Below are 20601 nucleotides of genomic sequence, written 5' to 3'. Positions count from 1 at the left end.
TCCGACGGGCGTCCGCGAGGGCGCCCCGCTAGCGTGACCCGTGGAGCGGACCGGACCACGGGCGGGCCACAGGTGGCCACGAGCGGAAGGACCAGCCGATGGAGATCCTCGCGTACGGGGTGCAGGCCGACGAACGGCCGCTGCTGGAAGGGGCCTTCACCGGCCGGCACGCACTGCGCTGCCTCGACGTGACGCTCAACCGCGACACCGCGCCACTCGCCGCCGGCTACCCGGCCGTCAGCAGCAGCGTCAACGCCGTCCTGGACGCCGAGACCATCGCCGTCCTCGCCGCCGGCGGCACCAAGCTGATCGCCCAACGCTCCACCGGCTTCAACAACATCGACCTCGACACCGCCGCCGCACTCGGCCTGACCGTCGCCCGCGTCTCCTCCTACAGCCCGTACTCCGTCGCCGAACACGCCTGGGCGCTGGCCATGGCCGTCAACCGGCACATCGTCCGGGCCGCCCGGCGCAGCCGCGACTTCGACTTCCGGCTCGACGGCCTGCTCGGCCGGGACGTCCACGGCATGACGGTCGGCGTCATCGGCACCGGCAAGATCGGCGCCGCCTTCACCCGGATCGCGCACGGCTTCGGCACCACCCTGCTCGGCTGGGACCTGGTGCCCGACCCGGCCTGCCTCGACCTCGGCATGACCTACACCGACCTGCCCGAACTCCTCGGCCGCGCCGACCTGGTGAGCCTGCACGTCCCCCTCCTCCCGGCCACCCACCACCTGATCGACGCCGCCGCACTGGACCGCATGAAGGACGACGCGATCCTCGTCAACTCCAGCCGCGGCGGCCTCGTCGACAGCGCCGCCCTGGTCGAGACCCTGCGCGCCGGCCGGCTCTCCGGCGTCGGCCTGGACGTCTACGAGGAGGAGACCGACGTCTTCTTCACCGACCGCTCCCTCCAGGGCATCACCGACGACGTCCTCGCCCGCCTCGTCACCTTCCCCCAGGTCCTGGTCACCTCCCACCAGGCCTACTTCACCCGCACCGCCGTCGCCCAGATCATCGACGCCACCGCCCGCAACATCGACGACTTCGCCGCCGGCCACACCAACGAGAACACCCTCGTCCCCGCCCGGACGACCTGATCCGGAGCGGGCCGGGCCGGCGGACTGTCGCCGGGTCGAACCGCGGCATTGGGGTGCCCGCATCGGGGGCATCTTCCCGGCCGGAGGCCGGGGGAGCGCGTGCCCCGACGCCGTGGGCGTGGCAAGATCCGCCGGACAGGCCCTAAGCTCGTCGCGGCCGTCCGGCGGGTGCCGGCGGGATGGGGCCATCTGGGGGGAGTGGTGGGCCGTGGAGTCGTTGCTGCCTGAGGATCCGTCGGCGGTCGGTGCCTACCGGTTGCTGGGACGGCTGGGCGCGGGCGGTATGGGGTGCGTGTACCTGGGTCGTACGGCGGGTGGGCGGACCGTCGCGGTGAAGGTGGTGCGCCCGGAGCTGGCGACGGACCAGGAGTTCCGGGCCCGCTTCCGGCGCGAGGTGGCGGCGGCACGCAAGGTGGGCGGCGCGTGGACCGCGCCGGTGCTGGACGCGGACACCGAGTCGGCCCGGCCGTGGGTGGCCAGCGGGTACGTCGCCGGACTCAGCCTGTCCGAGGCGGTGGCGGAGTTCGGCCCGCTGCCCGAGCAGGGCGTGCGGGCGCTGGTGGCCGGACTCGCGGAAGCGCTGACGGCCGTGCACGGGCTGGGGCTGATCCACCGCGACCTCAAGCCCTCGAACGTGATGCTGTCGCCGGACGGCCCGGTGCTGATCGACTTCGGGATCGCGCGGGCGATGGACGGCACCGCGACCGCCTCGCTGACGAGCACCGGCATCGTGGTCGGCTCGCCCGGCTACATGTCGCCGGAGCAGGTGCAGGGGCACCGACTGGACGCGCCGTCGGACGTGTTCCAGCTCGGGACGGTGCTGGCGTTCGCGGCCACCGGGCGGGGCCCGTTCAGTGCGGACAGTGCCGCCACCATGCTCTACAAGGTCGCCCACGGCGAGCCCGAACTAGGCGATCTCCAGGGCGAGTTGCGGTCGGTGGCGGAGGCCTGCCTGGCCAAGGACCCGGCCGCCCGGCCGACCCCGGGGCAGCTCGCCGCCCGGTTCGCCCCGCGCGGTGCGGCCGAACTGGTCGGCGCCGACTGGCTGTCCGCTCCGGTCCTGAGCAGGATCAGCCGCCGCACGGTGGAGTTGCTCAACCTGGACGCCGCCCCCGAGGCGGGCGCTCCGGCGAGCGTGACGGCGAGCGTGACGGCAGCCGTACCGCCCCCGCCGCCGCCCGTACCGCCTGCGCAACCGCCCGTACCGGTGGTGGTACCTCCCGTGCCGGAAAGCCCGGCACCGGCGGGCCCGGCACCTGAAGGCACAGTGCGGTTGGCCGCCTCGCCGGACGGCTCCGCGCCGACGCCGCCCAAGCACCGGCGCCGGGTGCTCCTGACCGCCGTCGCGCTGCTGACGGCGGGCGCCGTGGCGGCGACGGCAGTGGTCCTGCTGACCAGGGATTCCGGACCCGGACCCGTGCCCACGGCGTTCCGGGGCGAGTGGTTCGGAGAGATCACGGACGGTGCCGGGCTGGACGGCGGCCTCAGCTTCCGGGTGCCGGACCCCGGGCAGGACGTCCCGTTGTCGGCAGGGGCCTCGCTCCTCCCCTCCTCCGTTCCGGTCGGGCGGGGGATCTGCCGCCTGGAGTACAAGCGCCAGAAGGTGACGGACCGCAAGCTCGTGCTCGCGCCGAAACTGCTCGACGCGGACGACGCGGACTGTCCGAGGTTCTTCGACGGCACCGTGACCGTCGACCTCAACGACGACGGCTCGCTCGGGGTGAGCTGGAACGAGCGCAACGGTAAGACGGTCGCCGGCAGGCTGACCAGGGAGGGCGCAGCGGGCGCCGCCCCGGTGACGTCGCCCGCGACCACACCGTCGGCGAGCCCGTCGAGCTCCTCCCCGGTCGCCGTCGCCGGCCCGTACCAGCCCGTGGCGAACCTCTGCGACCGGATCGACCCGGGCGTGCTGACGAAGGCGTTCGGCGCCGTCGACGACACCCCGCAGCACGGCTCCGACGTCATGAACCGGGGGACGGCCCACCAGGGCACCCAGCTGAACTGCGCCTTCTCGTTCAACAAGGGCCTCGCGAGCCTGCACGTGACCGCCGAGGTCCACCCGGACCTGGGATCGGCCCAGGCCCGGTGGCGGGACGCCAGCAAGCCCCCCACCGGTGGCCAGGTGGTCCAGACCCACGTCTCCCTGGGCGAGGAGGCGCTCCAGGACGTGGAGCACAAGGGCGGCAACTACCCCACCGTGTCGGACCTCCTGCTCGTCCACGACGGGAACCTCTTCGTCATGGCCAGCGCGTTCTACGCGGAGGGGAAGCCCCTGGACGCCGCCGCGACCGGTGCGGTGACCGACGCCGTCAAGGGGATGATGGCCGGCCTGAAGTAGTCCACTCCCGTTCCGCTCCCCCGCCTCCCCACGGTCGTCACCCGGCTGTCATGCGGGCTCGGGGAGACCGAGATGGCCGCGGTACCAGGGGGCGGCGGCGGGGAGGCGGGTGAGCGGGCCGGGGCCGGACGGGCAGGCGGCGAGGTGCCAGATCTCCGCGCTGCGGTACCAGTGGTCGAGGGCGATCAGGGCGAACTGGCGCTCGGAGATGCGACCGGGGGCGGCGGCGAGCAGGCGACGGCACTCGGCCCAGGGGACGGCGGGGCCGGACAGGGCGGGCAGCAGGCCGTGCGCGGCGAGCTCGGCGAGCAGGTCGCCGGCGCGGACGGGCTCGGGGTGGCTCGCGTGGTGGACGCCCGGCGGGACGGCGTGGTCGGCCAGGGCGAGGGCGGTGATCAGGCGGGCCAGGTCGGTGCGGTCGACCAGGGAGAGCCGGGCCTCGCCGCCCTCCCACAGCGCCGGGACGCGGCGGACCAGCTCGGCCAGCGCGGGCACCACCCAGCGGTCCCCCTCCCCCGTCACCAGGCCGGGCCGCAGCACGACGGCGCCGGCGGCCAGCGCGTGGCGTTCGCCGAGCAGCCTGGTCCGACTGGCCTCGGACAGCGGGGCGGGCGGCACCTCGTCGACGGTGATGCCCGCGTGCGGTCCCACGCCGTAGACGGCCGCCGTGGAGAGGTGGACGATCCGGCCGATCCCGGCCCGGGCGGCGGCGGCCGTGACCGCCGCGGTGCCGTGGAGGTTCACCGCCTCGCACTCCGCGGTGGTGCCGGCGACCCGAGAAGCCAGGTGGAGCAGCACGTCGGCGCCCTCGCAGAGCGCGGCCAGCGCCCCCTCGTCGGCGAGGTCGCCGGGGATCCACCGGGCTCCGCCGCGCCCGTCCGCGACCTGCTCGCCCCTAGCCCGGCGGGTCAGCGCCCGGACCCGGGCACCGCGCGCGACCAGGGCGGTCAGCACCGCGGAGCCGATGAAGCCGGTCGCGCCGGTCAGCGCGACCGTGGTGCGGACCACCTGCTCTTGTGCCATCGCCACCCTCCGGACCGACCGGCCGGTCAGTCTATCCACCGTGGCGCCACCGGGCTGCCACCCGTACGGAGGGGGCGGGGCACGGCGCCGGGTAAGGCCCACCTAGGCTGTATGCCAAGCAAAACGGGCGAACCGGACCCGCTCCAGGGGCCACGAGGACGGAAAGCAGGACTCGCCGATGGGCGACGGAATGTCAGGAATGCACCACCACGGCGGGATGACCCAGCTAGGCCCGTTCTCCTTCTCGAACGCCTGGACCTGGTCCCCCGACTGGGTGTTCCTGCTCGGCGGCCTGGTCGCCCTGGGGCTGTACGCGGCGGGCGTGGTCCGGCTGTACCGGCGCGGCGACCGCTGGCCGGTCGGCCGGATCGTCGGCTGGGCGGCCGGTGTCGGCAGCATGCTGCTGGTCACCTGCACCGGACTGAACGACTACGGCATGGTGCTGTTCAGCGCGCACATGATCCAGCACATGGTGCTCTCCATGCTGACGCCGATCCTGCTGCTGCTGGGCGCGCCGATCACGCTGGCGCTGCGCGCGCTGCGCCCGGCGGGCAAGGGCCGCCCGCGCGGCCCGCGCGAGCTGCTGGTGGCGCTGCTGCACAGCCGGTACGTCCGGGTGATCTCGCACCCGGCGTTCACCATCCCGCTGTTCATCGCGAGCCTGTACGGGGTCTACTTCACCCCGCTGTTCGACTTCCTGATGCAGTACCGCGCCGGGCACATCTTCATGATGGTGCACTTCCTCATGACCGGTCTGGCCTTCTTCTGGCCGATCATGGGCGTGGACCCGGGCCCGCACCGCCCGGGCCATGTGATGCGGATCATCGAGCTGTTCATGGGCATGCCGTTCCACGCCTTCTTCGGCGTGGCCGTGATGATGGCCGGCCACCCGCTGGTGACCACCTTCACGGCGGCGGGCTCGCCGCCCGGCACCGACCTGCTGGAGGACCAGAAGCTGGCCGGCGGCATCACTTGGGCGTTCGGCGAGATCCCGACCGCGATCGTGCTGATCGCGCTGGTGTACCAGTGGATGGGCTCCGAGCAGCGGCAGGCCCGCCGCCGGGACCGCGCCGAGGACCGCAGTGGCGACGCCGAGCTGGAGGCGTACAACGCCTACCTGGCCTCGCTGCACAAGCGGGACCAGCGCCCGGCGGGCCCCGCTGCCCCCTCCGCTCCTTCCGCCTCCCCGGCCGCACCGGCCTCGGCGGCCGAAGCCGGCTGAGAACGCGCGTTCTCCCCCGCGGAACCCCCGTTCTCGATCGGAACGGGGGTTCCGCCGCATCCGTTCCGAGAACATGCACGCCCTGATGATCGTCGCCGTCCTGCTCGGCGGGTACGCCCTGCTCTGGCTGCTCGGCTTCCTCGGCCGGGCCCACTGGGAGCGCCGCCGGCCCGTCCCGCCCGGCGCGGACTACCTGGTCGTCCTGGGCGGCACGCTGGACGGCTGTGAGCCCGCACCGGTGCTGGCGGCCCGGCTGGACGCTGCGCTGGAACGTTCCGCCGCCGAGGAGGCCGCCGGGTACGCGCCGCTGCTGGTGGTCACCGGGGGCAAGGGCCGGCACGAGACCTGCACCGAGGCCGCCGCGATGGCCCGCTACCTGGCCGCCCGGGGCGTCCCGGCCGAGCGGATCCGGCGCGAGGAGCGGGCCCGGAACACCATCGAGAACCTGCGGTTCAGCGCGGAGCTGATGGCCGCCGAGCGGCCCGGCTACCGGTGCACGGTCGTCACCAGCGGCTTCCACGCCGTCCGCTCCGGGCTCGCCGCCCGCCGGGCCGGCGTCCCCGGCCGGGTGCTCGGCGCGGACGGGCTGCTCGCCCACGGGCCGTACGCACTGCTGCGCGACGCCGCCGGGACGGCGCTGGCCTTCCCGTGGGCCAACGGCGCCGCCGTCCTGCTGCTGACCGGAGCGGGGCTGCTGCTCGCCCGCACCTGACGGGACGACCGACGACGCGGGGAGCCCCGAGCCCGTCGTGGACCGCCGACAACGCCGGGAGGCCCCGGGTCCGTCGTGGACCCGGGGCCTCCCTGACGCCTCAACCCGATCGGCGTCAGCCGAGGTTGGCCAGCGCCTCGTTGAAGGTCTTGGACGGACGCATCACGGCCGCGGCCTTGGCCGGGTCCGGCTGGTAGTAGCCGCCGAGGTCGACCGGGGAGCCCTGGACGGAGATCAGCTCGTCCACGATGGCCTGCTCCTGCTCGGTCAGCGCCTTCGCCAGGCCCTCGAACGCCTTGGCCAGCTCGGCGTCGGCGGTCTGCTGGGCCAGCTCCTGGGCCCAGTACAGGGCCAGGTAGAAGTGGCTGCCACGGTTGTCGATGCCACCGAGGCGGCGGCTCGGCGACTTGTCCTCGTTGAGGAAGGTGCCGGTGGCGCGGTCCAGGGTGTCGGCCAGCACCTGGGCACGGGCGTTGCCGGTGCTGGTGGCCAGGTGCTCGAAGCTGGCGGCCAGCGCGAAGAACTCGCCCAGGCTGTCCCAGCGCAGGTAGTTCTCCTTGACCAGCTGCTGGACGTGCTTCGGGGCGGAGCCGCCGGCGCCGGTCTCGAACAGACCGCCGCCCGCCATCAGCGGGACGACCGACAGCATCTTGGCGCTGGTGCCCAGCTCCAGGATCGGGAACAGGTCGGTCAGGTAGTCGCGCAGCACGTTGCCGGTCACCGAGATGGTGTTCTCGCCGCGGCGGATGCGCTCCAGCGACAGCTTGGTGGCCTCGACCGGGGACTTGATCTCGATCTTCAGGCCGGTGGTGTCGTGCTCCGGCAGGTAGGTCTTGACCTTCTCGATCAGGACGGCGTCGTGGGCGCGGTCCTCGTCCAGCCAGAAGACGGCCGGGTCGCCGGTGGCGCGGGCGCGGGTGACGGCCAGCTTGACCCAGTCCTGGATCGGCGCGTCCTTGGTCTGGCAGGAACGGAAGATGTCGCCCGGCTGGACGGCCTGCTCCAGCACGACGTTGCCCTCGGCGTCGACCAGGCGGACGGTGCCGGCCGCGGCGATCTCGAAGGTCTTGTCGTGGCTGCCGTACTCCTCGGCGGCCTGGGCCATCAGACCGACGTTCGGCACCGAGCCGATGGTGGCCGGGTCCAGGGCGCCGTGGGCGCGGCAGTCGTCGATGACGGCCTGGTACACGCCGGCGTAGCTGTGGTCCGGCAGGACGGCGAGGGTGTCGGCCTCCTGGCCGTCCGGGCCCCACATGTGGCCGGAGGTGCGGATCATGGCCGGCATCGAGGCGTCGACGATGACGTCGCTGGGGACGTGCAGGTTGGTGATGCCCTTGTCGGAGTCGACCATGGCCAGGGCCGGGCCCTCGGCCAGCTCGGCCTCGAACGAGGCCTTGACCTCGGCGCCGTTCGGCAGCTTGTCCAGGCCGGCGAGGATGCCGCCGAGGCCGTTGTTCGGGTTCAGACCGGCGGCGGCCAGCGCCTCGCCGTGGGCGGCGAAGGTCTTCGGGAAGAAGGCGCGCACGACGTGGCCGAAGATGATCGGGTCGGAGACCTTCATCATGGTGGCCTTGAGGTGCACCGAGAACAGCACGCCCTCGGCCTTGGCGCGGGCGACCTGGGCGGCCAGGAAGTCGTTCAGGGCGGCGGCGCGCATCACCGAGGCGTCGACGACCTCGCCGGCCAGCACCGGGACCTTCTCGCGCAGGACGGTGGTGGTGCCGTCCTCGCCGACCAGCTCGATGCGCAGGGCGCCGTCGGCGGCGATCACCGCGGACTTCTCCGTGCTGGCGAAGTCGTTCTCGGCCATGGTGGCGACGTTGGTCTTGGAGTCGGCCGACCACGCGCCCATGCGGTGCGGGTGGGTCTTGGCGTAGTTCTTGACCGACAGCGGGGCGCGGCGGTCCGAGTTGCCCTCGCGCAGGACCGGGTTGACGGCGCTGCCCTTGATCTTGTCGTAGCGGGCGCGGACGTCCTTGTCCTCGTCGGTCTGCGGGTCGTCCGGGTAGTCCGGCAGCGCGTAGCCCTGCGCCTGGAGCTCGGCGATCGCGGCCTTCAGCTGCGGGATGGAGGCCGAGACGTTCGGCAGCTTGATGATGTTGGCGCCCGGGGTCTTGGCGAGCTCGCCCAGCTCGGCGAGGGCGTCCTCGATCCGCTGGCCCTCGGCGAGACGCTCCGGGAAGGTCGCGATGATGCGCCCGGCCAGGGAGATGTCACGGGTCTCCACCCGCACACCCGCCGTCGAGGCGTACGCCTGGACCACCGGCAGGAACGAGTAGGTCGCCAGGGCCGGAGCCTCGTCGGTGTGCGTATAGATGATGGTCGAGTCAGTCATCGGTACTCCGCTTCACGTCTCCAACGTCTTGACGTCAAGATATCTCGTCACGGGCCCCTCGCTCCACCTCCCCCCCACCACGGAGCGCGCCCCGGAGCGCGCGCCGGGTGTTCCGGCGGGCGCGACGGGGGTCAGCTCCACGGTGGTCCCGGGGCGGGCAGAGGGCAAGCGGAGAGCAGACGGAGCGCAGGCGGAGGGCGGACGGAGCCGCGTTCAGACCGTCGCGAACCGGGCCGTGAGCTCGGCCTCGTCGGCCAGGAACCAGAGCTGCCGGCCGCGGTTGCTCTCCCGGACGAAGTCGCGCAGGGCGTCGCTCGCGGCGACCTGCGCGGTGATGTCGCCGAGGACGACCAGGCCGACGCGGTAGTTGACGAACCTCTGCACGATGTCGCCGGCGACCCGGGTGCGCAGGGCGAAGAAGTCCGGGTGCAGCCGGGCGGCGGGGAGCACGACCCATTCGGCGCCGTGGCCGAAGGCGTCGCCGATCAGGTCGACGGCGTCCCGCTCGGTGCGGATCGGCGCGCCCTCGACGGGCACCCGCAGAATGCTCGGGCGGTCGGTCATCTCAGTTCTCCCTGGTCAGCGCGTGGACGATGGTGAGCAGGCCGGCGGTGTCGGCCGGGTCGCCGAGGATGATCAGCCGCAGGGTGTCCCGTTCCTGCTCGTGCACGGTCTCGACGTGCAGCGGGCGGCCGCCGTCCCGCGGGCCGGCGATGGCCGCGAGGACGGCGGTGGAGATCCGGTCCGCGGCCGCGCGGTCGACGTCCTCGATCCGGACCACGGCGGACACCTCGGCCCGGCGGCGCGCCGGGCCCGGCGCGGCGACCGGGGCGCCCGTGAGGAGCTCCAGGTCCGCGCGGGCGATGCGGTACTGCTTGCCGATCCTGGTCGCGGCGAGTCGGCCGTCGCGGATGTAGCCGCGGACGGTCCGGACGTGCAGGCCGAGCAGGTCGGCCACCTGTTCCACCGAGTAGTACTGCGCCACCTGCGAACACCCTCTCAAGCTTCCCTATCGGCACCCAAACTATCATCGGATAGGGATTTTTAGGGAAGGATGAGGAGTGGAGTAGTCCACTCGGGTGAACCGGGCGTCAGAAGTGCGTCAACGCACCACCGCATTCGGTCAACGCCGCGTCAGGAGCGGCGCCACTCCGCGGAACCGGGCCTAGCGTCGAAGCAGCACGTCCGGCAGGCACCACCACCCCACTCGGGAGCATCCGCATGGCCCGCGTCGTCTGGCACGTCCCGGTCACCGACCCCGGTACCGGCGCCACCGTCCTCCGCCTCTTCCGCCTGCGCGACGGCCGCCGCTGCGCCGTCGGCTTCTCCACCCCCGAAGCGCTGACCGCCCTGCTCGGGCCGGACCAGGCCTTCACCGAACTCGGCGAAACCGCCCTGCGCGCGCTCACCGCCCCGCTCGGCGTCGACACCCTCGTGCTCGACCCGCGCCTGGTCGCCCCGCCCGTCGGCGGCTCGCCCCGGATCCCCGCGCTCCCGCCGGTCGGCCGGCTCCAGCACCGGTGACCGCCCTCCACCTGGTCCCGGGCGAGGGCGCACGACTGGGCAAGGACGCCCCGGAACCGGCCCGGGAGCTGCACGCGCTCGCCCGGGTCAGCTACGGGCCGGTCCCGCTCGACTTCGACCGGCTGGCGGCGGAGCTCCCGGCCGTCCGGAGCGGGCTCGCCCTCGCCGGGGACGCCGACCTGGAACTCCGCCTCGCCTGCACCGGCCCCGAGGAGTTACGGGCGGTCGCCGCCGCCCTGCACCGGGCCGGGGCCGCCAGGGTCCGGATCGACCTGGTGCTGCGCGCCCTCACCCCGGGCCCGCCCACGCTCCGGCCGGTGCCCTGAGGCACCGTCCCCCGTTCGGGCGAGCCCGGCGGGCCGGTCCAGCCGGCCCTCACTCCTCGCCCGGACGGGGATCCGGATTGATCGCCTGCCCGTCGATGGGCTGCCCCCAGACGTCCTCGCCGAGGGCACCCACGCAGTAGCCGCTGCCCTCCACCCACCCGCCGGCGTCCCGGCACTGCTGGGCGGTGACATCACGCAGACCGGTCACCGCGGCCGAGGCGGGGACGGCGGCGGAGGCAGCCGTGAGAAGAACGGCGGTGGTGGCCGTCAGGGCCACCCGGGCGAGAGGTGAGGTGCTCATGCGGCCAACGACAGCACGGCGCCGAGGAGCCGGCGAAGCCGACACGCCCCGGAGCCGCCGAGCCAGCCCCCGTCCTCGCGCCGCCCCGCCGTCGCGCCGCCCCCGCCCTCGCGCTATCCCCGCGCCAGTGCCGCGATCGCCGCGAGCAGCAGCGCCGAACCGGCCAGCAGGCCCGCGGTGAGCGGTTCACCGAGGAACAGCACCCCGATCACGGCCGCCGTCGCCGGTTCCAGCAGCACCAGCACGGCGGCCGTGGCACCCGGGACGGCGGTCAGCCCGGCGAAGTACCAGCGGTAGGCGAACAGCGTCGGCACCGTCCCGAGGAACAGCAGCGCGCCCCCGGTCAGCGCCGGCTCGCCCGCACTCGGCAGCACACCCTGGACGGCGGCCAGCGGCAGCAGACAGACCAGACCGGTGGTGAACGCCCCGGTACTGGCCCGTGCCGAACCACCGCCCCGGGCCCACAGCGTCAGCCCGCTGTGCCCGGCCCCGGCCAGCACCGCGAGCGCCACCCCGAGGGCCGGCCGCGGCCCCGCCGCCGGGGCGGCCACCAGCAGCGTCAGCCCGCCGAGCGCGAGCCCGATCGCGGCGAGGGCCCGGCCGGTGAGGCGCTCGCCGAGCAGCAGGTGCCCGCCGAGGCTGGTCAGCACCGGGCCGGCGCCGATGGTGATCAGCGTGCCCAGGCCCAGACCGGCGTACCGCACCGAGCCGAAGTAGGCGCACTGGCTGACCGCCAGCCCGATCCCGGTCAGCACGGCGGCCCGGCGCGCGGTCGGCGCCCCGTTCCGGGAGTGCCGGGTGTTCCCGGAGTTCCCGGAGTTCCCGGAGTTCCCGGACGGCAGCAGGGCCAGACAGAGCGCCGCGACGGCGAAGCGCCAACAGGAGACGGCCACCGGGCCGAGGCCGCTGGTCCGCAGCAGCAGGGCGGCCACCGCCCCGCCCACGCCCCAGGCGACGGCGGCGGCCGAGATCGACAACAGGCCGCGCCGGAACGGCACGGCGGTGTACGAGGTCATGCGTCGGTACTCCACGATGAGAAGCCGGATGAGGTCCGCGGGTGACGCGGGCGGCCGTCATCGCCCCGGCGGCGGGCACACCCGCCCGGCTCCGGGGTCCGTGAAGTACGCCGCCCGCTAGCGGACCGGCGGCGGAAGGATCACGTGACGCATGAGGGTCAGCCTACGCCCGGCCTCGACCCCGGCCCCGACCCCGGCCCTGACCGCGGGCGGGCCGATCGTGATCTTCCCCTCGCCGCCCGGGAGCCCGTACCGTCGGGCGGTGGCCTGATACAGGTGGCCCGGTACAGGCGGCCCGGTACAGGCGGCCCGGTACAGGCGGCCCGTACAGGCGGCCCGGTCCAGCGGCGAAGGGGCGAGCACCATGCAGCAGTTGACCTACGACGACGTCGAGGCGGCCGAGCGCCGGATCGCCGGGCGGGTGCGGCCGGTGACGGTGACCCGCGGCGACCAGGGCCGGCGGGTCTGGCTGGCGCTGGAGTTCCTCCAGCACACCGGCAGCTTCAAGGCGCGCGGGGCCCAGAACTTCCTGCTCGCGCACGCCGAGGCGGGCACCCTCCCGGACGCCGGGGTGACCATCGCCTCGGGCGGCAACGCCGGGCTGGCCTGCGCCTGGGCGGCGCGCGAACTCGGCGTCCGGGCCACGGTGTTCCTGCCCGAGACGGCCTCCCCGGTGAAGCTGGCCCGGCTGCGCTCGTACGGCGCCGAGGTGCGCCTGACCGGCCGGGAGTACGCGGAAGCACTCGCCGCCTGCGAGGAGTTCGCGGCCGGCAGCGGGGCGCTGGCCTCGCACGCCTACGACCACCCGCTGATCGCCGCCGGGGCGGGGACGGTGCTGGACGAGATCCACGCCGAAGTGCCCGGGCTGGACACCGTGGTGGTCTCGGTGGGCGGCGGCGGACTGTTCGCCGGGGTGGCGGTCGCGGCACGCGAGCGCGGCATCCGCGTGGTGGCGGTGGAACCCGAGGGCAGCCGGGCGCTCAACGCCGCGCTCGCCGCCGGCCACCCGGTCGACGTCCCGGTGGCGTCGGTCGCCCAGGACGCCCTCGGCGCCCGCCGCGCCACCGCCCTGGCGGTGCACGCGGCCGCGTACGAGGGGGTGCGGTCGGTCCTGGTCTCCGAGGAAGCCATCGTCCGCGCCCGGCAGCACCTCTGGGACGACCGCCGGATCGCCGTCGAGTACGCGGCCTCCACCGCCCTCGCGGCCCTCGACCGGACCGACGGCGACCGCATCGCCGTCCTGCTCTGCGGCGCCAACACCGACCCGTCCGACCTCGTCGAACAGCCCTCCGACGCCTAGGAGTTGTCGGACACCACTGGTATGCAGGAGGCATGACGTCACCTCAGTTCCCAGACCCCGAGGCCTCCTTCGAGCAGGGCCTGCTGATCATCGAGCGCCACGGCGACGAACTGGACCTCGCGGAGCGGCACTTCGACGCGGCCCTGCGCGGCCCGGACCCGCAGATGCCCTGGCGGGTGGCCCAGGCCTGGTCCTACGCCGCCGACGGACGCGCCGCCTCGATGATGCGGCGGGCCGTCGCGGCGCTGAACCCTCCGCCGGGGATCACCGTCGACCCCGGGCTCCTGCCCGTCATCACCTCCGACGACGGCTGCTACGCCCTCTGGCAGGACTGGAGCGTCACCGTGCAGGCCGAGGACCGGGGTCGGACCGTCGCCGCCCTGGAGGCCGCCCGGAAGCGCCTGCCTTTCACCAGCCATGACGGCCGGGAGCTCACCCGCGAGCAGTACGACACCGCCCTCGCCACCGAAAGCGACTTCTACAACCCGAACTTCGTCGGCATCGAGAACAAGGACGGCACCCCACCGCGAATCTGGCTGGACTGCAAGGACGGCGTCTACCCGCTGCTCGCCCGGGAGGTGATCCGCATCGTGATCGAGGAACTGCTGGCCGCCGGAGTCTCCCGGGCCACCCTCCGCACGCCCGCCGGGTAGCGCCCGGACCGGCGGCTCCCAGGATCACCCGCCCAGCAGCCGGCCCAGGGCCAGGGCGTCCGGGGCGGCGGCGGTGAGCAGCGTGGCGGACTCGCCGGGGAGGGTGAGCAGGGCGGCGTCGGCCTCGGCGGCCGGTGGCGCCGGCGCCGGGTCGCCGACGGTGAGGAGCTGGCCGGTGGCGCGGTGCGGGCCGAGCACGGCCGGGCCGTCCCAGGCCGGGGCGCCGGGGCCGAGGTCGGTCTGCTGGTCGAGCAGGAGCCGCCCGGCCCGGCGGACGGTGAGGCGGGAGGTGAGGCGTCCGGGGCCGGCGCCGCGCGACCAGTCGTGCTGGCGGCCGAGCACCTGGACCTCGCGGTAGCGCAGCCGGGCGCCGGGGGCGAGGGTGATCCGGGTGTGCAGGACGAGGTGGCTACCGCTCGCGGCGACGACTGGTTCGGGCCGCCAGTCGAGCCGGCCGCCCTCCCCCACGGTCAGCTCGACCTCGTAGTACGCGGGCCCGGGGGCCGCCCCGGGCAGGCTGATGGTCGCGGCGGCGCTGGTGACGGTGAGCGCCGCGCCGGGGCCGACCTCGGCGGCGAGGGCGAGGTGGTCGCCACCGAGGGGCGCCGCCATCGAGCCGACGATCACCACATGGGCACCCGCGTCCACCCCGCGGGTGCGGCGCAGCGCGAGCGGCCCCCCGCCGGCCAGGACGGGCAGGGCGGTGCCGCCCCGCCCGTCCGGCTCGGCGAGGATCCGGGCCCGGCCGGTGAGGCCGCCCGTCACGCGGCCGGCCGTCACGAAGCCGTCCGTCACAAACCCGTCCGCCACGAAGCCGTCCGTCACGCGGCCTGCCGCCAGTCGGCCAGCCGGGCGCGCACCCAGGCGGCGACCGGGCTGACGCCGTCGGCCGAGGTGAGGGAGCAGAACACGGTCGGCAGCGGGCCGCGCTGCGCGGCGGCGTCGCGGGCCATCACGTCGAGGTCGGCGCCGACCAGCGGGGCGAGGTCGGTCTTGTTGATGACCAGCAGGTCGGAGGTGGAGACCCCGGGGCCGCCCTTGCGCGGGATCTTGTCGCCGCCGGAGACGTCGATGACGAAGATCTGGTGGTCCACGAGGCCGCGGCTGAAGGTGGCGGTGAGGTTGTCGCCACCGGATTCGACGAGCACGAGGTCGAGCGGGCCGACCGCGCTCTCCAGGTCCTCGACGGCCTCCAGGTTGGCGGAGATGTCGTCGCGGATGGCGGTGTGCGGGCAGCAGCCGGTCTCGACGGCGGTGATCCGCTCGGGCGGCAGGACGGCGTTGCGCAGCAGGAACTCGGCGTCCTCGGTGGTGTAGATGTCGTTGGTGACGACGGCGAGCGAGAGTTCCTCGCGCAGCAGTCGGCAGAGCGCGGCGACGGTGGCGGTCTTGCCGGAGCCGACCGGCCCGCCGAGGCCGATCCGCAGGGCGCGGCGGTGGCCGTGGTCGGTGTAGGTGTGGCGGATCGGGGCGTCGACGGGGTCGACGTGGTCACGATGCAAAGAGGCGCACCTTCCAGGAGCGGTGCTGCTCGGCGTAGACGTCGAGCAACGGGGCGGAGGCTGCGGGCAGTTCGTCGGGATCGCCGCGCAGGGCCGCGTCGAGGGCGGCGTCGGCCACGGCGTCGAGCCGGGGCGCGAGGCGGGCGAGCGCGGCGGCGACCTCGTACGGGTCGAGGCCGAGCAGCCGGATGCAGGCGGTGGCCGGTCCGTTGACGCTCTCGTACGCGGCGACGGACGCGGTCTGGGCGGGGGTGAGTCCGGCGGCGCGGGCGGTGGCGCCGAGGACCACGCTCTGGTGCGCGCCGCGCGGGAACTCGCCGGCGAGCCGGTCGAGTTCGGGGTGCGGCCAGGCCGCGCGGGCGGCCCGGAGGAGCTGGCGGCCGAGCCGCCGACTGGTGTCGCGCAGGGCGGGTGAGGGGGTCCGGGCCTCGGCCGCCGCGTCGAGCAGGAGGGTGTCCTGCCCGGCGGCGGCGGAGGCGGCGAGGGCGGCGGCGACGAGGCCGGTGGTGTGCAGCCGGCCGGTGAGGAAGGCGGTCATGCTGGCGGTGTCGTGCACCCGTCCGGCCTTGACCGCCGCCTCGGCGCCGCCCGAGTGGGCGTGTCCGCCGGCCGGGAACCGTCCGTCGGCGAGCAGCAGGAACGCGGCGGACGGGGTCATCGGGCGGCGGCCATCAGAACAGGAAGTACCGCTGGGCGAGCGGCAGTTCGACGGCGGGTTCGGGAGTGACGGGCTCGCCGTCGATGGTGACGGTGAAGGTGTCGGGCTCGACCCGGACGTCCGGGCGGGCGCTGTTGTTGACCATGTGCTCCTTGGTGACGCCGCGGGTGTTCCGGATCGCGGTGAACTCCTTGCGCACGCCCAGCTGTTCGGCCAGCCGGGCGGGCAGTCCGTCCTCGATCGCGGCGGGTGCGGTGAAGTTGAGCGAGTTGGCCGCCGCGGAGCGCCCGGTGGCGCCGAACATCGGCCTGGGCAGCACGGGTTGGGGGGTGGGGATGGAGGCGTTGGCGTCGCCCATCTGCGCCCGGGCGATCTGTCCGCCCTTGATGACGAGGTCGGGTTTGGCGCCGAAGAAGGCCGGCGACCAGAGCACCAGGTCGGCGAGCTTGCCGGGTTCGACCGAGCCGATCTCGCCGTCCAGGCCCTGGGCGACGGCCGGGTTGATGGTGTACTTGGCGACGTAGCGGCGGGCCCGGGTGTTGTCGGCGCGGCCGTCTCCGGGCAGCGCGCCGCGCCGGGCCTTCATCACGTGCGCGGTCTGCCAGGTGCGCAGCACGATCTCGCCGATCCGGCCCATGGCCTGGGAGTCGGAGCTGATGATGGAGATGGCGCCGAGGTCGTGCAGGACGTCCTCGGCGGCGATGGTGGAGGGCCGGATCCGGGACTCGGCGAAGGCGAGGTCCTCGGGGACGTGCGGGCTGAGGTGGTGGCAGACCATCAGCATGTCGAGGTGTTCGTCGACGGTGTTGACGGTGTGCGGCCTGGTCGGGTTGGTGGAGCTGGGCAGCACGTTGGCCTGGCCGACCACGGTGATGATGTCGGGGGCGTGGCCGCCGCCGGCACCCTCGGTGTGGTAGGCGTGGACGCCCCGCCCGGCGATCGCGGCGAGGGTGTCGCCGACGAACCCGGCCTCGTTCAAGGTGTCGGTGTGGATGGCGAGTTGGGCACCGGTCCGGTCGCAGACCCGCAGGCAGGCGTCGATCGCGGCCGGGGTGGCGCCCCAGTCCTCGTGGATCTTGAACCCGAGGGCGCCGGCCCGCAGTTGGTCGTGCATCGCGGCCTGGTTGACGGTGTTGCCCTTGCCGAGCAGGCCGAGGTTGACCGGCAGGTCGTCCATCGCGGCGAAGATCCGGCCGAGGTGCCAGCCGCCGGGGGTGATGGTGGTGGCCTTGGAGCCCTCGGCGGGCCCGGTGCCGCCGCCGACCAGGGTGGTGACGCCGGAGGCGAGCGCCTCGTCGACGAGCTGCGGGCAGATCAGGTGCACATGGGCGTCGATCGCCCCGGCGGTGACGATCCGGCCGTTGCCGGAGATGATCTCGGTCTCCGGGCCGATCACCAGCTCGGGGTGGACGCCGTCCATGGTCTCGGGGTTGCCGGCCTTGCCGAGCGCGGTGATCCGGCCGTCCCGGATGCCGATGTCGGCCTTGACCACACCCCAGTGGTCGAGCACCACGGCGCCGGTGATGACGGTGTCCGCGGCGCCCTCGGCGCGGCTGGTGCGGGCCTGGCCCATGGATTCCCGGATGACCTTGCCACCGCCGAAGACGGCTTCGTCGCCGCCGCGGCAGCGGTCCTCCTCGACCTCGATCAGCAGGTTGGTGTCGCCGAGCCGGATCCGGTCGCCGGTGGTGGGGCCGTAGAGGTCGGCGTAGCGCTCGCGGGTCAGGACGAGCGCGGGCCGCAGCGAAGGCGTGTCAGTCATCGAGCGGCCCTCCGGTCTCGCCGCGCAGTCCGGCGATCTCGCGCCGGCCGCCGATCGGGACGAGCTCGACCTCGACCGGGATGCCGGGCTCGAAGCGGACGGCGGTGCCCGCGGGGATGTTCAGCCGCAGGCCCCGGGAGAGCGAACGGTCGAACTCCAGGCCGGGGTTGGCCTCGGCGAAGTGGTAGTGGGAGCCGACCTGCACCGGTCGGTCGGCGGCATTGAGGACACCCAGGCGGGTGACCGGCAGTCCGAGGTTGAGCTTGACCTCGCCGTCGCCGTGGAGGACCTGGCCCGGGGCGAAGGGCTGCCCGGGCGCGTCGGCCTGCGCGCCCGTCACTGGATCGGCCCGTGGACGGTGACCAGCTTGGTGCCGTCCGGGAAGGTCGCCTCGACCTGGACGTCCGGGATCATCTCGGCGATGCCGGTCATGACGTCGTCCCTGGTCAGCACCTTGCGACCGGACTCCATCAGCTCGGCGACGGTCCGCCCGTCCCGCGCGCCCTCCAGGACGTGGGAGGTGATCAGGGCGACCGCTTCGGGGTGGTTGAGCCGCAGGCCCCGGGCTCGACGGGAGCGGGCCACGTCGGCGGCCACGTGGATGAGCAGGCGCTCCTGCTCATGGGGGGTGAGTTTCATCTGCGCGCACCTTCGAGGGGAGGTAAGAGCGCGCGGACACGACGCTGTGCCGCGGGGGTCGGAGCCCGTGGGTGCGGACTCGTGGCGCATACCGTAGCGGACGAACAACCCTCGCGGCAGGCCACCTCACCTGGCCAGGTCGGCATCGTTATGCGGTTGACGTCATTTGTATGACCCTATTCACCGTCAAGATTGCCTGATCGCGGAACGAAGCTCAAATGCCGCTCAAATACTGAAGCTACTCGCCAGTTACGTAACACATGTATGAACTGAATGCCCCCTACCTGCACGGATGTAGGGGCAATGTAGGTAAACATTCAGCAAAGCGATCTGTGCAGAGGCCTATGAATACGCCTACTGTGTGGCAACTCTCGCGCTCCGATGGCCGGGGCCCCCACCCACAGAGAGACTTCGCATGGCATCCCTCAACCAGATCTCGCCGCCGAGCACCGGATCCGACTCCAAGGCCCCCGCCCAGCAGTCGCTCCGCCGTCACGTCGGTCTCATCGGCCTCATGTGGGCCTCGGTCGGCTCGATCATCGGCTCCGGCTGGCTGTTCGGCGCCAAGAACGCCGTCGTCGCCGCCGGTCCGGCCGCGATCATCTCCTGGGGCATCGGCGCGGTCGCGATCGTGCTCCTCGCCCTGGTACACGCCGAGCTCGGTGGCCTCTTCCCCGTCGCCGGTGGTACCGCCCGCTACCCGCACTACGTCTTCGGCGGGCTCGCGGGCATGTCCTTCGGCTGGTTCTCCTGGCTCCAGGCCGCCACCGTCGCCCCGATCGAGGTCGAGGCGATGATCGGCTACGCCGGTCACTGGGAGTTCGCCAAGAGCTTCCTGAACGAGAACGGCACCCTCACCACCAGCGGCTTCATCGTCGCGGTGCTGCTGATGGGCGTCTTCGTCGCGGTCAACTTCCTCGGTGTGCGCGTGCTGGCGGCCACCAACTCGATCGCCACCTGGCTCAAGATCGGCGTCCCGCTGCTCACGATCCTGGCGCTGTCGATCAACAGCTTCCACGGCTCGAACTTCACCTCGCACGGCTTCGCCCCGTTCGGCGCCAAGGGCGTGCTCGCCGCGATCAGCTCCAGCGGCATCATCTTCGCGCTGCTCGGCTTCGAGCAGGCCATCCAGATCTCCGGTGAGAGCAAGAACCCCAAGCGCGACATCCCCCGCGCCGTGCTCGGCTCGGTCGCCATCGGCACCCTGATCTACGTCCTGCTCCAGGTCGCCTTCATCGGCGCGCTGCCGGTCAGCTCCTTCATCAACGGCTGGGACAAGCTCGACTTCCCCGGCATCGAGGGCCCGTTCGCCGGCCTCGCCACCCTGGTCGGCCTCGGCTGGCTGTCGTACGTCCTGTACTTCGACGCCATCGTCTCCCCCGGCGGCACCGGCCTGATCTACACCACCTCCACCTCCCGCATCTCCTACGGCCTGAGCAAGAACGGCTACGCGCCGCAGCTCTTCGAGCGCCTGGACAAGCGCGGCGTGCCGTGGTTCGGCCTGGTGATGTCCTTCATCACCGGTGTCATCTGCTTCCTGCCCTTCCCGAGCTGGCAGGAGCTGGTCGGCTTCATCACCTCCGCCAGCGTCCTGATGTACGCCGGTGCCCCGCTGGCCTTCGGCGCCCTGCGCCGCCGCCTGCCGGCGCGCGAGCGCTCCTACAAGCTGCCGCTCGGCGGCGTGATCTCGCCGGCCGCCTTCGTGGTCTCCAGCCTGATCATCTACTGGTCCGGTTGGCACATCCTGGAGCGCCTGGGCGGGGCGATCATCCTCGGCTACGCCCTGCTCGGCAGCTACGCCGCCTGGGCGATCAAGAAGCGCCTGCCGAACGCCCCGCGCCTGGACTGGCGCGCCGCCCAGTGGCTGCCGGTCTACCTGATCGGCCTCGGCCTGATCTCCTGGCAGGGCGGCTTCGGTGACGGCACCGGCGCCATCCCGATGTGGTGGGACATGGGTGCGGTGGCGGTCTTCGCCCTCGGCATCTACTACTGGGCGATCCGCGTGGCCCTGCCGGCCGACGTCATCGAGGCCAACGTCGAGGGCGTCCAGGTGGTCGACGCGGGCGGTCACTGACCTGTCCCACTGAGGCACCCCACCACCTGAGGGGCGGGCCCGCCGGTTGCACAGCAACCTCTGCAGGTGGTGGCCGGGCACGCTCTCGTGAAAGGCCAGCGCCTCGTACTCGTAGC

The 20601-nt window shown here is 73.4% G+C and carries 21 protein-coding genes; 9 read left to right on the top strand and 12 right to left on the bottom strand.

Annotation, left to right across the window (positions count from 1 at the left end; genetic code table 11):
• Positions 1–98: 98 nt before the first annotated feature.
• A complete protein-coding gene (locus tag ABTY15_RS30250; protein ID WP_350602249.1) occupies positions 99–1100 on the top strand; it encodes a 2-hydroxyacid dehydrogenase in 1002 nt (333 codons plus the stop codon).
• A gap of 208 nt (positions 1101–1308) precedes the next feature.
• On the top strand, positions 1309–3438 hold the full coding sequence (locus tag ABTY15_RS30245) for a serine/threonine-protein kinase (RefSeq protein WP_350602248.1): 2130 nt from the start codon (positions 1309–1311) through the stop codon (positions 3436–3438).
• Positions 3439–3486: 48 nt separating this feature from the next.
• On the opposite strand, the gene ABTY15_RS30240 is transcribed toward ABTY15_RS30245, so the two are convergent.
• A complete protein-coding gene (locus ABTY15_RS30240) occupies positions 3487–4461 on the bottom strand; it encodes an NAD-dependent epimerase/dehydratase family protein (RefSeq protein ID WP_350602246.1) in 975 nt (324 codons plus the stop codon).
• Between the two features lie 199 nt (positions 4462–4660).
• On the opposite strand from ABTY15_RS30240, the gene ABTY15_RS30235 reads away from it, so the two are divergent.
• Positions 4661–5683 carry a cytochrome c oxidase assembly protein gene (locus tag ABTY15_RS30235; RefSeq protein ID WP_350602294.1) on the top strand — a complete coding sequence of 341 codons (1023 nt, stop codon included), beginning with the start codon at positions 4661–4663 and terminating at the stop codon, positions 5681–5683.
• 73 nt (positions 5684–5756) lie between these two features.
• Positions 5757–6395 carry a YdcF family protein gene (locus ABTY15_RS30230; protein WP_350602245.1) on the top strand — a complete coding sequence of 213 codons (639 nt, stop codon included), beginning with the start codon at positions 5757–5759 and terminating at the stop codon, positions 6393–6395.
• 115 nt (positions 6396–6510) lie between these two features.
• Here the strand turns inward: ABTY15_RS30230 and ABTY15_RS30225 are convergent, their stop codons facing one another.
• The 3 genes from ABTY15_RS30225 to ABTY15_RS30215 form a co-directional block, all read right to left on the bottom strand.
• Entirely contained in the window at positions 6511–8730 is a 2220-nt protein-coding gene (locus ABTY15_RS30225) for an NADP-dependent isocitrate dehydrogenase (RefSeq protein WP_350602243.1), read from the bottom strand.
• A 213-nt stretch (positions 8731–8943) separates the two neighbouring features.
• Entirely contained in the window at positions 8944–9294 is a 351-nt protein-coding gene (locus ABTY15_RS30220; protein ID WP_350602241.1) for a DUF4180 domain-containing protein, read from the bottom strand.
• Position 9295: 1 nt separating this feature from the next.
• Complete coding sequence (locus tag ABTY15_RS30215) at positions 9296–9715, bottom strand: helix-turn-helix domain-containing protein (protein WP_350602240.1); 420 nt, start codon at positions 9713–9715, stop codon at positions 9296–9298.
• 236 nt (positions 9716–9951) lie between these two features.
• Here ABTY15_RS30215 and ABTY15_RS30210 point away from each other — a divergent pair, with 236 nt between their 5' ends.
• Both ABTY15_RS30210 and ABTY15_RS30205 read left to right on the top strand, forming a co-directional pair.
• Positions 9952–10254 (top strand): SAV_915 family protein, encoded by a 303-nt coding sequence (locus tag ABTY15_RS30210; protein ID WP_350602238.1) that lies wholly within the window; start codon positions 9952–9954, stop codon positions 10252–10254.
• Positions 10251–10580: a hypothetical protein gene (locus tag ABTY15_RS30205; RefSeq protein ID WP_350602237.1), complete on the top strand. Its 330-nt coding sequence runs from the start codon at positions 10251–10253 to the stop codon at positions 10578–10580. Before ABTY15_RS30210 ends, ABTY15_RS30205 begins: the two co-directional genes overlap by 4 nt.
• Before the next feature lie 49 nt (positions 10581–10629).
• On the opposite strand, the gene ABTY15_RS30200 is transcribed toward ABTY15_RS30205, so the two are convergent.
• The gene (locus ABTY15_RS30200; RefSeq protein WP_350602236.1) at positions 10630–10881 is read right to left on the bottom strand and encodes a hypothetical protein; all 252 of its coding nucleotides are present in this window, start codon (positions 10879–10881) and stop codon (positions 10630–10632) included.
• A 113-nt stretch (positions 10882–10994) separates the two neighbouring features.
• A complete protein-coding gene (locus ABTY15_RS30195; protein ID WP_350602234.1) occupies positions 10995–11897 on the bottom strand; it encodes a DMT family transporter in 903 nt (300 codons plus the stop codon).
• 364 nt (positions 11898–12261) lie between these two features.
• On the opposite strand from ABTY15_RS30195, the gene ABTY15_RS30190 reads away from it, so the two are divergent.
• Positions 12262–13197: a threonine/serine dehydratase gene (locus ABTY15_RS30190; protein ID WP_350602232.1), complete on the top strand. Its 936-nt coding sequence runs from the start codon at positions 12262–12264 to the stop codon at positions 13195–13197.
• Between the two features lie 32 nt (positions 13198–13229).
• Entirely contained in the window at positions 13230–13850 is a 621-nt protein-coding gene (locus ABTY15_RS30185; RefSeq protein ID WP_350602230.1) for a hypothetical protein, read from the top strand.
• Positions 13851–13874: 24 nt separating this feature from the next.
• On the opposite strand, the gene ABTY15_RS30180 is transcribed toward ABTY15_RS30185, so the two are convergent.
• The 6 genes from ABTY15_RS30180 to ABTY15_RS30155 are packed head-to-tail and all read right to left on the bottom strand — an operon-like array spanning position 13875 to position 18411.
• Positions 13875–14660, bottom strand: coding sequence for an urease accessory protein UreD (locus ABTY15_RS30180; RefSeq protein WP_350602229.1), 786 nt, complete (start codon positions 14658–14660; stop codon positions 13875–13877).
• 11 nt (positions 14661–14671) lie between these two features.
• Positions 14672–15352 carry an urease accessory protein UreG gene (gene ureG / locus ABTY15_RS30175; protein WP_502893629.1) on the bottom strand — a complete coding sequence of 227 codons (681 nt, stop codon included), beginning with the start codon at positions 15350–15352 and terminating at the stop codon, positions 14672–14674.
• Positions 15342–16010, bottom strand: a complete 669-nt coding sequence (locus tag ABTY15_RS30170) for an urease accessory protein UreF (protein WP_350602228.1) — start codon at positions 16008–16010, stop codon at positions 15342–15344. The genes ureG and ABTY15_RS30170 overlap by 11 nt, the downstream gene beginning before the upstream one ends.
• Before the next feature lie 13 nt (positions 16011–16023).
• Positions 16024–17772, bottom strand: a complete 1749-nt coding sequence (locus tag ABTY15_RS30165) for an urease subunit alpha (protein WP_350602226.1) — start codon at positions 17770–17772, stop codon at positions 16024–16026.
• Positions 17765–18112: an urease subunit beta gene (locus tag ABTY15_RS30160; protein WP_350602225.1), complete on the bottom strand. Its 348-nt coding sequence runs from the start codon at positions 18110–18112 to the stop codon at positions 17765–17767. The genes ABTY15_RS30165 and ABTY15_RS30160 overlap by 8 nt, the downstream gene beginning before the upstream one ends.
• Positions 18109–18411, bottom strand: coding sequence for an urease subunit gamma (locus ABTY15_RS30155; RefSeq protein WP_350602223.1), 303 nt, complete (start codon positions 18409–18411; stop codon positions 18109–18111). Before ABTY15_RS30155 ends, ABTY15_RS30160 begins: the two co-directional genes overlap by 4 nt.
• A gap of 415 nt (positions 18412–18826) precedes the next feature.
• Between ABTY15_RS30155 and ABTY15_RS30150 the strand changes: the two genes are divergently transcribed.
• Entirely contained in the window at positions 18827–20485 is a 1659-nt protein-coding gene (locus tag ABTY15_RS30150; RefSeq protein ID WP_350602221.1) for an APC family permease, read from the top strand.
• The last annotated feature ends 116 nt before the right edge of the window (positions 20486–20601 follow it).

It is taken from the genome of Kitasatospora sp. NPDC097643 (assembly GCF_040302625.1).
GTDB lineage: Bacteria > Actinomycetota > Actinomycetes > Streptomycetales > Streptomycetaceae > Kitasatospora.
The sequence above is the reverse complement of the archived record's forward strand: the minus strand, read 5'-3'. Positions and strand labels throughout refer to the sequence as shown.